The organism is Pedobacter sp. ASV28 (assembly GCF_016428855.1).
Taxonomy (GTDB): domain Bacteria; phylum Bacteroidota; class Bacteroidia; order Sphingobacteriales; family Sphingobacteriaceae; genus Pedobacter.
Window position 1 is genome coordinate 159751 of record NZ_JAELTN010000001.1, and the last position, 14486, is coordinate 174236.

Below are 14486 nucleotides of genomic sequence, written 5' to 3' on the forward strand. Positions count from 1 at the left end.
AAAATACAACATGAAGTATAAATCGATTAATAGATCTCTCATGGGTGGGGCGCTATTGGCTTTTGCGAGTACGACAGCCTCTTTTGCCCAAAATGTAGAAACCTTATTATTACGAAGTCCAACTGTTAGCGATAAAAATATAGCCTTCGTATATGGAGGTGATATATGGATCGCCAATAGAGATGGGAGCAACTCCAGAAGACTGACCGTAAATCCAGCTGTAGAACAGAGTCCAATATTTTCTCCGGATGGCAAACAAATTGCATTCACGGGAAATTACGATGGCAACACGGACGTGTATGTGATCCCGGTAGAGGGAGGCGAGCCTAAAAGAGTAACCTATCATCCCAGTGCAGACCTGGTAAAAGGCTGGCTGAATAACAATGAGGTTTATTTTACCTCTACCCGTGATTTTAACTATGCATTGAGCCCCCGATTACATCGCATTAAAATTGATGGTACCAGTGAGCAGCCACTGCCAATGCCCGAAGCTACCCAAGGTTCACCTTCAGCAGACAAGCGTTATTGGGCATACATTAAAAATACAGATCCATCAGATCGTTTAAACGTAGCATTTAAACGTTACCGTGGTGGTGGCATGCCACAAATATGGATTTTTGACACTCAAACCAAGAACATTGAGACTATTCCGGGAGATGGCGCAAACAATGTGAAACCTCAATGGGTGGGCAATAAGGTTTACTATCTGAACGACAAAGACCTAACCCTTAATCTTTATAGCTACGATGTAAAATCTAAAAAAGTTGAAAAATTGACCAACTTTAAAGATTTTGACATCAAATCTTTAACTAGCGACAAAAATACGCTAACCTTCGAACAAGGAGGCCGTATCCATCTTTTTGATATAGCAAACAACAAAATCACCACCTTAAAAATCTTGGTACAGGCCGATGCCCCCTACAAGCGCAGCAGGTATATAGATTTGGCCAGCGATATCCGGAGTTTTGATATCTCGCCTAAAGGCGTAAGGCTTTTGTTTGAAAGTAGAGGAGAGATTTTTTCTGTCCCTAAAGAAAAAGGAGATGCCCGTAATCTTTCTAATTCGCCCGGCAGTTATGAAAAATACCCAAGCTGGTCGCCAGATGGAAAATATATCTCCTATCTGTCTGATAAAAATGGCAAATACCAGTTGGTGTTGCTAAATCAAGCGACCAAAGCTGAGCCCGAATACATCGATCTGGGCGATTCCCATTTCTATTTTCAGCCAACATGGTCGCCAGACAGCAAAAAACTATTCTATAGTGACAGCCATTTGAACTTGTTTTACATCGACATTAACACTAAAAAGCCTGTGTTGGTTAAACAAGATAAATTGGGTTCACATACGGCCAGAACCTACAATCAGCTATTACCTAGTTGGTCACCAGACTCAAAATGGATTTCTTATGTAGCTACCTTACCTAACTCGGTTAGTGCCGTATTTCTATACAATTTAGACAAACAAACACATACTCAGGTAACCGATGGAATGAGTAACGCCGTTTATCCTACTTTTAGCAAAGACGGCAAGTATCTTTTCTTTATGGCCAGTACCGATGTAGGCCTAACCAATAGTGGCCTGCACATGTCGGCTTATCAACGTCCGGTGAATTACAATGTATATGCACTAATCCTTTCAAAGAAAACACCTTCATTGTACAAAACTGAAAGTGATGAGGAAAAAGTGACAGAAGAACCTATTCCCGCAAAGAAAGAGGAACCGAAAAAAGACGACAAAAAAGCTACGAAAGACTCTAAAGCTGCTGCCGAACCCGCTAAACCAGTAGAGACCAAGAAACCAATTGAGATTGATTTGGATGACCTGAGCAACCGCATCATTTCATTGCCAATTCCAGCAGGTGGTTTATCAGGTATTGACGGTGGTGTAGAAGGCCATTTATTATTCATACGTAATGGTGAGTTAAATACGCTCAACCTTAGCAAAATGGAAATTACCAGCCTGGTACAGGGCGTGTATGGTGTTGGTGTGAGTGCCGATGGCAAAAACATGACTTATGCTTCTCGCGGAAGCTATTTCGTAGTACCTGCTGCTCAAAAACCCGCTACTCCAGAAACCGGCAAAATTAAGCTAGAAGGTATCAAGCTATTGGTAGATCCAACAGCCGAATGGAAACAGATGTTCAATGAGGTATGGCAAATGGAAAAGGAATATTTCTATGCCGAAAACATGCATGGCGCCGATTGGCCTGCCGTAAAAACCAAGTATGAAAAATTTCTGCCCTATGTGAACCATAGATCTGACCTGGCTTACCTACTTAACGAAATGATGGGCGAAATGGTGGTTGGCCACAACTACATTTACCCTGGCGACGAACCTTCTGCTACTTCCGTTACAGTGGGAATGTTAGGAGCAGATTATCAAATTGAAAATGGTTTTTATAAAATCGAAAAGATTTTTAATCGCTTAGACTGGAATCCGAGCTTTAAAGCGCCATTAGCAGAGCCAGGCTTAAATATTAAAGAAGGCGACTATATTGTAGCCATAAATGGTATTCCCGTAAATGCCGAAACCTCTATCTATAGTCTTTTCGATTTTAAGGCTGGCAAACAGGTAGCCATAAAAGTAAACACAAAGCCCAGTTTACAAGGTGCAAGAGAGGTGGTGGTGGTACCTATTACCCCGAGTGCAGAAATGGAACTGAGAAGAATGGAATGGGTAGAGAAAAACAGGAAAAGGGTAAACGAATTAAGCAATGGCCAAATTGCATACGTGTACATGCCTAATACAGGTCCAGACGGCTATACTTACTTTAACCGTTATTATTTCTCGCAGATGGACAAAAAAGCTTTATTGATTGATGAACGCAACAATGGTGGTGGCTGGGTAGCTGATTATGTAATTGATCTATTAAGCCGCGAGCTCATGAGCTATTGGGCCATTAGAGATGGTAAAAGTTTCACCACGCCCGGCAATGGTATTTATGGGCCAAAAGCGATGGTGATTAATGAGAACGCAGGCTCTGGAGGAGACATGATGCCTTATATGTTCAGGGAAAAAGGCTTAGGAAAGTTGGTAGGACGTACAACAATGGGCATTTTGGTGGGCATTAGCGGTTATCCTTCATTATTAGATGGCGGGCGTATCACTTCTCCAAACTTTGGTATTTATGATACCAAAGGAAAATGGATCATAGAAAATGAAGGCGTTGCTCCTGATATTTTTGTTGAACAAACCCCTAAAGATCTATTGGAAGGTAAAGACCCCCAATTGGACAGAACCATTAAGCTACTACAGGAAGAAATGAAAAATTACAAATATCCGAATGTAGCCAAACCAAAAGATCCGATTAGAGGTCATTAACATTGGCCTTTCAAACAAAGGGAGAAATCTAAAAATCATCCCGTTAGATTTCTCTCCTTTTGGGAAAATATTCTAACGATAACAGATCTGGAGAATTTTCTCTATCACATCATCGTTTCACATAGAAACCGTTACCAATTAAAGGTTAACGGTTTTTTTATTTTAAGTTAATTTATTAAACATAAAGTGCCTATATACACAAATACCATCAATATTAGTTGCACATTTAGCGGTTAAAACCACTATGACATTGAATGGAAATATAGATTTTTATTCAAATTTTTGATTTTTTAATAAAAAAAACTAACTTCAATTAAATAAAAATTAGCCGCTCCGCTCTCTTTCTTTTTCTCCGCCATTCTTCTTACTATTTCTAATCAATAAACAATGAAAAAATTCATTTTCTTTTTAATTGCTTTATCTATTTTTTTCCAGTCGTGGGGTCAAAAATTAATTGATTATGATTACCCTGTTAAACCTGGCAGTAAAGAATGGAAAATGTTCAAATCTACACAAGAAAGAGTCGATGCCTGTCAAATCCCGGAAAATATCCTAAAAGAAATCGATACAAGATCCCTACTACAAGTCTGTCTTAAATACCCTTTATTAAGTAGTTATACCGCTTCTAATAGTCCCTATGAAGGGATCAAAAATATTATAGGAATATTTAATGGACTTACTGAATTTATTAAGCGACCGGATGGGCAAGATATATTATTTGAATATTACAAAAACAAAGATATCAATACGATCATCAATGTACCTGATAAAGGTAGTTATACTTTTGATATATGCGCATTAGAATTACTGCTTTCCCAAAAACAATTAATTGAAAGATTTGACAAACAGAAACGCTTTGAAGTGCTGAAAACAATAATGAAGAAATATGAAGATAAAGCGAAATATGCGGATTATTTTGGTTTTTATGGGAAGATGACTACTTCTTTCGTTGGAAATAAATACAAAGAGTCTTTAGAGGATGCTAGAATCGAAAATGATGCTAAGAAAAAACTATTCGTAGAAAAAATGTTAATAGCGGATTTTGATCTAATAGACAAAATTATAGGAGAATTGCAGAATTATATGACCATAAAAAAGTAAAGATGAAAAAAATAACATATACCGCTATCTTCTTTTTAATATTGGGTGCTACGATCAAATGCTTCCCTCAACAATATACGCCTAATTGCACTCAAATATATCCCATTTATCCGCCCCCGCTTACACAAGCACAAATCAATTCTGCAAATAGTCAACAACAAGCACAGCACCCAAATGTCGTAAAACTTGATGAACCAACAAGTTCTTACAATTGTCACAATTACGCTTGGGTAAAAAGAGATGGAGGTGCTACCTTTTGGTTGAATACGCCAGATGACGATTCCTTTTGGAATGATGCCAGTTATACGCAGGTAACCACTAATACAAATGAACTCGAGCTTAGGGTTTCCTATGCTGGCGACCACAGTGCTGTAATTACCGGGCCGTCTTACCAATGTACTTCAAAATGGGGGGCTTGGGGGCTTTACAGACACAATATTAATGATGTTCCGGCATCGTATCTGCCAAGTTCTACCAAATACTTCTATAAGAAGAATATAACTTCAATCTCAGGACCCTCACAAATTTGTACCACAGCAAACTATAGCCTTGTTAATTTACCTACAGGTGCTACGATTACTTGGAGTGTAACGGGTACTTACAGTATAAGTGGCTCAAATACAACAAACCCTGTACTAGTACAGCGAACTTCTAACGGCTATGGTACACTCACTGGAACTGTTACCTTGAGTTGTCGCACTTACACAGTTACCAAAAATCTAAGTCCTATAACAATTACGCTTACGCCCAATAACAGTAACGAATGTGGTGGCACAGCCACTGTTCAGGGCGCTACAGGAACATTCACTTGGACAGTTGATGGCAATCTTTTGATTGATGGCACATCATCAACATTAACCACTACGAGCAACGAAATTTCGTTTACAGGAACAGCAGGTAGTGTACAAGTAGTTGGCGGCGACTGCTCAATTAATGTATCAGAGTATTTTGCCCCTTTCCAGCCAGAAATTCATTTTGCAGTTAATCCTGCTTATGGAAGTGAGCCCTTAAGTGCCTCAGTACATCCTTATAATTATAGTTATACCGCTGTTAGATGGTATTTAAACGGCTCACTCGCAGAATCTGGCAGCGAACATTATTTCAATTCTAGTCCACCTTGTGGCTTTAGCGAGGTAACTGTAGAAATAGATCTTGGATGTGGCTTTACAGTAACAGGAACAGCTACTTTTGAACGCTATTGTGGTGGCTGGTGGCGTAGCATGGTAATTTACCCAAATCCAGCGAACAGCTATTTAAATATCCAACCAGATGCGGAGAAATTTAAAAGCCTTTCGACATCAGAAAAATCAGCGATGAAAGAATATGAAGCTTCATTATATGATATTAGTGGCAAGCTATTGTTAAAAGGAAGAAGTAATGGCTATAAGCTTAATTTAGATACACGCCATTTAAAATCTGATAATTATTTTATTCATATTAAAATTGACGGTGAGAAAGAATTGATCAAAAAACAAGTAATGATTAGAAATTAATTTAGTTCTCTTCAAGGATGCCCCAAGGAAAGGGGGTACCTTCTTCTCCATCACATCATCGTTCATATAGAAACCGTTACCAATTGAAGGTTAACGGTTTTTTATTTGAAAGGCAGCCTTTTCATCAAAGTGCTACATCTTGTTGTCTTAGTTTACCTCGCTTTCTTTCTCACGTGTCCGAGCACCTTTTTTATCCATATTCTTTCTATGTATCTCCAGAAGATAGAGTTTATGCTACCCCAAATAAACTATTCCTTCTTTATTAATAAACTAACATGAGTTTGTGCTTTATTAATATACCGAAATATACCGATTTCCAAAAAAACTATTTATTCCCTCTTCACAATCTTTCCTACCTTCATACTGGGCAGTGGCACTCCATTTTTAGCAAAAAAAAGGGGTTCTGCTAGCGCTTTACAATTAGCCTAGTCACAAGAGCCAAAACTCCCTTTAATTCATTTCATTCAACATCACAAAACAAGTGTAAATTTTGCCACACACCTGAAATATATCTGCTTATAGATTTTTATCCCAAAAAATATGCTTTTATCCCAACAATTATTTTACCATAATATGGGTATATACATTTGCATAAAAACCCAAAAGTAGGAAGCCGAAAATACTAACCAGAGTAGGCAATAATAAAAAAAAAGAAAATGAAAAAAATCAAAATTGCGCTGTTGGCACTAATGGTAGCCGGAACTTTCCAAACATTCGGACAAACCAAAGGTGTGAAATTTGACCCCAACTATAAAGGTTATTATTTGCTGAAAACACAATTCAGAGGTGATGGTGAAGCCTTAGAATGTAATGGGGCAGATAGCAAAACAATGAACGGGGCTGCTTTTATGTCGACCCAAAAAGGTGCAACAGGTCAACAGTGGAAGTTTGTACCCGCTGGAAACGGATATTATCGTTTGCAAACCAAACTGCATGGAGATAAAAAATGTTTAGAGGGAAATGAAGTGAAAGGAAAGGCTAAAAACGGTGCTGCATTTATGGATGATTGTAAAAATGTAAATGGCCAACTGTGGAAACTCGAAGATGCTGGAAATGGCTATTATCGTTTAAAAACCATGTTCAAAGGCAATGAACATTCTTTAGAAGGTAATCAGGTTAAAGGTGCCTATGGCGGAAACGCATTTATGGATAACAATCAAAATGTAAGCGGACAGTTGTGGTATCTTGTTCCTGTAAACTAAAATAGTTAGCTTAAGCATATTAAAACTTCGGGTTGGCTTTTTTAAAAGGCCAACCCAATTTTTATCATAAAAAAAGCATATAATAGCTCAACGAAGCATATATTTATCATTAGTTTTTTGTCTCGGTGCTGAAAATATTTAACCAAATTGCATGTGCTGAAATACGCTTTCCTATTGTTTGTACTTATTTCCGGCCATTTTTCGGCCGCTCAAGATGCCATATCACTCAAAAAAAAGATTGATAGGATAGATAGCCTTATTTTCTATAATAATTTTACCGAGGGAGAAAAAGAGACAGACCTCCTATATAATTCGCTGTCGAAAAGCCATACAAAGAAAGATGATAAGGATACCAAACTTAAGCTTCTACTCTATAAAGCTTATATCTTTGCTCGAAAAAGAAAAACAAACAAAGCCCTTGAAATTTCATTTGACATCATGGCCCGGGCCAATGAATACCATTTACCTGAAAAAGAGTATCAAGCCTGCTTAATGGCTGCTACCATGTATGAACATTCGAATGACTTTGAACTGTGTAAAAATTATCTGAACAGGGCTAAGGAACTTTATAAAACTCACCATCTAGAAAACGTATATAGTGTCTATTGTATTCGTTTATCTTCTTATTATCGATTTGTAAAAGAAATAGATTCTGCAATATATTATGCGTATAAAGGGTTGGATTACGCCATAAGATATAAGAACAAAAGAGAGCGTACGGATGCCTGTTTGTTGCTTGGCGGCCTTTTATCGCGAGATAATTATTTGGAAGCCGTTAAATATTCTTCACTCGCCGCAAATGACTTTCTGCATAAACGAGATTACGAAGGTGCTGCAGCCATGTATAACAATATCGCCTCTACTTATCTGCATCATAAAGAAGCTGAAAAGGCCCTTTTATACAGCGATTCTGCATCATGGGTTTTTAATACAAATTCATTACCCGAAGCAGATCATTTTCTAAGGATACGATACCGGTTATTCGATACTTTGGGACACAAGGACTCCGCTTACCATTATTTAAAGAAATATCACGATACCTATGTGAAGGAACTCGGCAGAATGGAAGCAGCAGCAATAAAAAAAATTACCGAACAGTATCAGAACGACAAAAAAGAGACTGTTATAAAGAATAAAAACCAACAATTGATTTTCATTGTCATTTTACTTGTAATGATTGTCTTGGTTTCTGTTTTACTACTAAGAAAAAATAAAAAAATCAACATTCAAAACAAGGTTATCAGTAAACAGGTAAAAGAATTGGTTAAAACCTTAGAACAAAAACAGGTATTACTATCGGAACTACAGCACAGGGTAAAAAACAATTTGCAGCATGTTATCAGTATTTTAGAAATACAGAAAGAATCTATTGATTTCAACAATATCGAAGAATTGATCAGAGGGAACCAAAATCGCATCCATTCTATGGCTTTGCTTCATAAAAAGCTCAATACTTCTGATCGTGTCAACTATATAGATTTGCGCAGGTACATTAATGAACTTTCAGAATTGGTTAAAAATTCCTATGAGAACGGTAAAAAGAAAATCAACCTGGAAATACAATGTGAAATAGAAGAAATATCCTTAGAAAAAGCACTTCCAATTGGTTTAATAGTTGTTGAATTAATCAGTAACAGCATCAAACATGCCTTTATAAAGCAAAATATTGGCAATATAAATGTTGTAATTTTAAAAGATGAAAGCACCAAAAAAAATAAGCTTTTCTATGCAGACAATGGAATCGGTTTTGACTTTAACTTAATAGCGCCTAAAGGCTTAGGAATAGAAATTATAAAAGGGCTGATAGACCAGCTTGATGGCACAACAATAACGAAACAGACCAGAGGATTTGAATTAACTATCTATTTTTAAAACAATAACGAATGAAAGAGATTTCTATTTTATTGGTAGAAGACGATTTTTTAAACAGAAGATTGACAAAAAAATTGCTTCTTGAGAACGGGTATAAGATACTAGAAGCTAAAAATAGTCGCGAAGCACTTTCCTTATTAGAAAAGGAAAAATTAGATCTTGCTATCTTGGACATTAACTTGGGCAAAGAAGAGAGGGACGGGATAAACCTCGCAGAAGAGCTTAAGCAAAAGTATATGATTCCTTTTATTTATCTCACAGCTTATGATAACACTGAGATTGTAACAAAGGCTATAGCCACCATACCTTACTGCTACATTACCAAACCATTTAAAAACACTGATCTATTAACATCTATAGAGCTTGCTATTCACCAATCTCGTCAACAAGAAAAGCACAAGTTTTCAGTTTTGGTAAAGGATGGTGGGTATAATGTATACCTACCTATAGAGAACATTGATTATATAGAGGCCGAAAGAAATTATCTCCTATTTTTCTCCGAAAAAAAAGTGTACAGAAATCGGTCTACCATCAAACAAATATTGGCAATACTCCCTACGAGCATCTTTATTCAAACCCATAGGGCCTTTGTGGTAAATAAAAACAAAATAGCTAAATTTAACATTAAAGGTCTAGTGGTCAACGATGAAATCATTCCTATCTCAAAAAATTACATAGATGACGTAAATAATGTTTGCAGATACGGATAATCTACCTAAAAGCTAAGATGACTTGTTTTTAGAAAATGTCCTAATTCTTTTCAACAATGTTGATTAAAGAATTCTCCAGTAAAAACACTCCCCCATTTCTTTCGTACCAAGCAGCTTAAGAACACAAAAGAAGAATGAACAGAGCATAACTTAGCATTTATAAAACTTTCTCCACCACATCATCATTTCTACAGAAACCATTACCAATTGAAGGTTAACGGTTTTTTATTGTAGCTCGATTAGTTTACGAAGTTCTTGATTGAGATTTTTCAAATCGATTTTAAATTCTTTCTCAAAAATATCATTTAACGAAGTATAAGTCATCAGTTTTTTTAACCCTTGAAAACCATCCCTTTTGTAAATAGCGTTACATAAAATACCTTGTATCGTACTATTTGGATTGGTATAATTATCCATGTAATAGAAATCTTGAAGTTTGGAAAGATCTATCTCTGAATGTAATTGCAAATAGTCTTGTAACCTTTTAGTGTGCCAAGAAAGATCTCTACCTAGACTACCGCCATAAAACACCGCCAAACCCTCATTAAGCGGCGAATTAGGATGTAGCGGATTCAGGTAAACATGCACCACTTCATGAAAGTAATTCTCGCCATTACCTGCGCAAAACACAGTATTGTCAGCCTGATTTGAAATACCCATAGGTTTATCAGCGTTACCCATTCCAATTGTAAAATCAAATCCTCTAAGTTGCTGTATTTCATCATAGGTATCCGCAAAAAAGTAGGTAATTGATTTAGGGGGCAAGCTCCATTGTTTTTCTAAATCTTTAATCTGTTGTCTTAAAAGTTGCGATTTTTTTCTATTGAACTGATGATATTTGGGAAAGTAGTAAGTTACCTGTCCGAACACCTGTTTGTTCCAATCTTTCTTATAAAAATCAATAGGTTGAATAAAATAAATTTGATGGTCATCAACAACTTTTATGAATTGATTCGTCATGTACATGACGGCATTATTTTTCAGGCTATCAGTCCAAGACCCTAACATTTTAATATTGAAAACCCCATCTTTTAAGGGTTTTAAATAATAAATCGTTTTACTTTCCGCCATCAAATATGTCGGATAATCGCCACCAATACCATACACCGAAGGATCAGGATTTTTATAATTTTTACAGTCCTGTTCACTCCAATATTTCTTGTAATCAGGCAATTTAGTTTTACTTTTAAAGTCGTTAATATAACTGCTATAAAACGCGAGTACCTTTTTATTTCTTATGTCTGTGGTATCGACTCCTGGATTTATGTGCAGCTGCGCTTTAGCAAATAAACTACAAATTAAGAGTGCAAGCAATGCTACCTTTTTCATTCTTCGCTCAAATATTTCTCCATTACATAATCATTCATATAGAAGCCATTACCAATATCAAGGTCAACGGTTTCTTTTATCTTAAAGCCAGCTTTTTCATAAAAGTGCTGTGCTTTATTGTCTCGGTTTACATTTAGCTGAAGATACTGCCCCCCTTCCTTTCTCACCAAGTCAAGTACCTCGTTCATCAATATTTTACCTATACGTTTACCATGCATTTCAGGAAGCACATAAAGCTTATGCAACTTATAAATATGGTTTTCGTGGTCAATTATGGAAAAACCTGCAAATCCCACATCTTTTTTTAATTCGGAGGCTATTAAAAAAGTATGTCCATGAAGTAATTGCCCTAAAAGCTCTCCTTTATTATACATTTTCTCCAACATAAAAACGATCTGTTCTTGGGAAATAATATCGCTATAGGCCGATGGCCAGGTTTGTTCAGCCAATTGCCTTATGATAGGCAGATCTTCTTCTTTTGCTTTTCTTATATAAATCATTTTAATTATAAGTTGGTTGGGTATTGATACATAGATCCCCTTCTTAATACTTGTTATGCTGTACTTGTTACTTGTTACTCGATACGCTATGATACCAACATCTAAGCACTTCTATAGCAGCTCCCCAATAAACAAATAGGGCACCTGAAAATGGAATGACACTAGCCCATCTTCTACTACCAGAAATTCTCCCGTTTCCTGTTGCATCAAGTTATCAGCTTCAAAATAGGCGATCACATCGATCAAGAGCATGGTACCGGCTGGCTTCCATACGCTAAAGCCATTTTTAACGGCATAATGTTTACTTTTTTCGGTGAACAGCACCAGGTTCATATCGGGCAAATAGCAGGTAAGGTCATCAAAAGATTTTATTTTACTAATGACGTTTACGGCAGGATACTTTTCCTTCATCAAGTAGTTTAATGCAGTAGCCAAGCCATCCAATTGCCCTTCCACAAGCTTTGTATTTTCTTGCAATGGAACACCCTTAACTTCTCCAATAACTACATCTACCTTTAAGCCTAAAGAGACTACTTTTTCGTACGCTGTAGCTGCAACAACCAAGGTTGGGCTCCACTCGAGCAACTGGCCCAAAAACTCCTCTTCAAAGTTGTCCAGTTCATGTATATAAAGTGCTGGTTCCTGCTTTTCTCTTACAATATGGTGTGACGACATTTTTTGTTGTTTAATCTACAAATTTAGATTGTTTTAGTACATTCAAAAGCAGCTCCTTGTCATTATCATTATTATAGGTAATATTTACCCCAAAATCATATCCTTTCAACAAAGTGCTATACATTATCTGGTTCATAAATCCATCTCCATTTGGGCCATAAATCTTAATATAAAATACATTAAACTGATGCTTCCCTATCGTTTCAACCGCCGATGAGGTATCTATTTTTATTTTCTGTTTGCTATAGGTATCATAAATCAGTTTTTGGGTAAGCTTATTACTTGCAGCATATTCCCCTTTATAGCTTTCCTTGTAAGGTTCAATGGTAGAATCCATCAAATTAAGCTGGTTTTTTTGGAAGCTGACCAAATGCCGCAGTTGCTTTGTATTTATTTCCCCCTCATATACCTGCCCAATAGCATCTCTTCCTTTTTCATCGCTACGCTTGATGTTATCATTATGCCTTAATTGATAACCTAACGGAATTTCAATTTGCCATCCAATTTCATCGTTGTTATAGATGGTTGGCACCGTTGTTTTTTCTTTAGTTGGCTTAGCATGGCATCCTAAAAAAATGCAGGCTATTAAAACACAATGTCTTTTCTTTGGTTTCATTTATATGATATAAAATGTAAATCTAAATAAATTATGTATCTTGGAAATAATGGGCAAAAGTAAATTCGAAAATTCAAAAGAAAGTGGACCACACTCAAGATTGGCCAACTTGGTGGGTACTTGGGATGGCAGTACCCGTACTTGGTTCGAAAAAGATGTTTTGGCCGATGAATCGCCTATGCAAGGTAGAATATATAGCTTGCTCAACGGTCGCTTTATCCGATATGAATACAGGGGCACCTTAAATGGGAAGACCTTTGAAGGGCTTATGGTATGGGGCTATGACCTTGAAAACGACAAGTGTGTATGCAGTTGGCTAGATAGTTTTCACATGGGCACAGGCATTATGTTTGCCGAGGGCAAAGAAACCAGTAATGGTTTTTCTGTTACCGGCCAATATGGAACCAGCGAAATGCCAGAAATATGGAGCTGGCGCACCGACCTTGAGATTATCAATTCCGATCAGTTTATCATCAGGGCCTATAATATTTCACCTAATGGGGAAGAAACTAAGGCCACAGAAACCATCAACTTAAGGATAGACCTTTAATAGCTGTTAACTATTGCGGGTTATAGATTAGTCGATTAACCATTTTAAACAGTTAACCGACTAAAGAACTTATTTTTTATCTGCCGCGATTTGATTAGCGCTGCTCTGTTGCATGGCCATCATTTGCTTCATGGTATTGTTCATACCCTCAGTACTTCCATCTAGGAAAATTACGTTGCCTTCGCTATATTCAGCAAATTGTTTGATCGCCTCTGTCCACATGGTAAATAAGATAACCGAAGTATCTAGATTTGCTTGTTGCATTTCATGGGCGGCATTGGTCATCCCCTTAGCCACTTCTTCCCTAAATAAGGCAATACCCTGTCCGCGTAGCTGAGCTGCTTCACGTTCTGCAGTAGCAGCGATCTTAATGGCATTCCCATCAGCCTCGGCGCCTTTAGTTTTAGTAATTAGCAAGGCTTGTCCTTCATTTTCGGCTGCGGCCTTTAAATTGTTAGAAGCCACTACCCTGCTCATTGAACGCATAATTTCTTCATCAAAAGTGATATCATTTAATTGAAGATCCTGTAAATGATAGCCCCAGCTTTCCAATACCTGATCTATTTGATGCTTTACATGTTCAACAATCTCATTACGCTGTGCCAATACATTGGCCTGTTTTTGTGTAGCCACATAAGCACGTATAGACCCCTCGATAGTACGTATCAGCGCCTGCATTAAATTATTGGCATCCACAAACTTAAAGGCTACATTTTTAATCGTCTCTTCATCATGGTTCAAAACAGAATAGAGCAACATGGCCTTAAAGTAAACATTGGCCTGATCTTGCGTTACTGCCTGAAAAGATAGCTCTACCGAACGGTTCTGTATGGAAATTCTGGAGTGAATCTGCTCTATCAAGGGAATTTTTAAGCTCAGTCCCGGACGAAGTTGTCTACGATATTTACCAAAAACAGTGATCACTGCAATAGTGCCTTGTTTAACGGTTACAAAAGAACTGAAAAGAATGATTAGCGCAAATACAAGTACGCCATAGCCTATATAATCCATATCATTTGGGTTTGATAGCCAATAATACTAAAAAATAACCATTAACCCACTAATACTACATTCTTTACCAAACAGATTCCTTATGTTATTTCAACATCAAAACAA

Annotated in this window: 12 protein-coding genes; 7 read left to right on the top strand and 5 right to left on the bottom strand. The window is 37.0% G+C overall.

Features of this window, described 5'->3' with window-relative positions:
- Positions 1-10 precede the first annotated feature (10 nt).
- The 6 genes from JHD79_RS00715 to JHD79_RS00740 all read left to right on the top strand — a co-directional run bounded on the left by JHD79_RS00715 (position 11) and on the right by JHD79_RS00740 (position 9700).
- Positions 11-3322 carry a S41 family peptidase gene (locus tag JHD79_RS00715; protein WP_199117163.1) on the top strand — a complete coding sequence of 1104 codons (3312 nt, stop codon included), beginning with the start codon at positions 11-13 and terminating at the stop codon, positions 3320-3322.
- Between the two features lie 387 nt (positions 3323-3709).
- The gene (locus JHD79_RS00720; protein ID WP_199117164.1) at positions 3710-4423 is read left to right on the top strand and encodes a hypothetical protein; all 714 of its coding nucleotides are present in this window, start codon (positions 3710-3712) and stop codon (positions 4421-4423) included.
- A 2-nt stretch (positions 4424-4425) separates the two neighbouring features.
- Positions 4426-5916, top strand: a complete 1491-nt coding sequence (locus JHD79_RS00725) for a T9SS type A sorting domain-containing protein (RefSeq protein WP_199117165.1) — start codon at positions 4426-4428, stop codon at positions 5914-5916.
- A 656-nt stretch (positions 5917-6572) separates the two neighbouring features.
- Entirely contained in the window at positions 6573-7118 is a 546-nt protein-coding gene (locus tag JHD79_RS00730) for an RICIN domain-containing protein (RefSeq protein ID WP_199117166.1), read from the top strand.
- A 153-nt stretch (positions 7119-7271) separates the two neighbouring features.
- A complete protein-coding gene (locus tag JHD79_RS00735; protein WP_199117167.1) occupies positions 7272-8990 on the top strand; it encodes a sensor histidine kinase in 1719 nt (572 codons plus the stop codon).
- Between the two features lie 11 nt (positions 8991-9001).
- Positions 9002-9700: a LytTR family DNA-binding domain-containing protein gene (locus tag JHD79_RS00740; RefSeq protein ID WP_199117168.1), complete on the top strand. Its 699-nt coding sequence runs from the start codon at positions 9002-9004 to the stop codon at positions 9698-9700.
- A 225-nt stretch (positions 9701-9925) separates the two neighbouring features.
- On the opposite strand, the gene JHD79_RS00745 is transcribed toward JHD79_RS00740, so the two are convergent.
- The 4 genes from JHD79_RS00745 to JHD79_RS00760 form a co-directional block, all read right to left on the bottom strand.
- Positions 9926-11029 (bottom strand): hypothetical protein, encoded by a 1104-nt coding sequence (locus JHD79_RS00745; RefSeq protein WP_199117169.1) that lies wholly within the window; start codon positions 11027-11029, stop codon positions 9926-9928.
- Entirely contained in the window at positions 11026-11529 is a 504-nt protein-coding gene (locus tag JHD79_RS00750; RefSeq protein WP_199117170.1) for a GNAT family N-acetyltransferase, read from the bottom strand. The genes JHD79_RS00745 and JHD79_RS00750 overlap by 4 nt, the downstream gene beginning before the upstream one ends.
- Positions 11530-11640: 111 nt before the next feature.
- Positions 11641-12204: a thiamine pyrophosphokinase gene (locus tag JHD79_RS00755; RefSeq protein ID WP_199117171.1), complete on the bottom strand. Its 564-nt coding sequence runs from the start codon at positions 12202-12204 to the stop codon at positions 11641-11643.
- A gap of 10 nt (positions 12205-12214) precedes the next feature.
- Entirely contained in the window at positions 12215-12820 is a 606-nt protein-coding gene (locus JHD79_RS00760; RefSeq protein WP_199117172.1) for a hypothetical protein, read from the bottom strand.
- A 49-nt stretch (positions 12821-12869) separates the two neighbouring features.
- Between JHD79_RS00760 and JHD79_RS00765 the strand changes: the two genes are divergently transcribed.
- Positions 12870-13370 (top strand): DUF1579 domain-containing protein, encoded by a 501-nt coding sequence (locus tag JHD79_RS00765; protein ID WP_199117173.1) that lies wholly within the window; start codon positions 12870-12872, stop codon positions 13368-13370.
- 69 nt (positions 13371-13439) lie between these two features.
- Here the strand turns inward: JHD79_RS00765 and JHD79_RS00770 are convergent, their stop codons facing one another.
- Complete coding sequence (locus tag JHD79_RS00770; RefSeq protein WP_199117174.1) at positions 13440-14381, bottom strand: SPFH domain-containing protein; 942 nt, start codon at positions 14379-14381, stop codon at positions 13440-13442.
- Between the last annotated feature and the right edge of the window lie 105 nt (positions 14382-14486).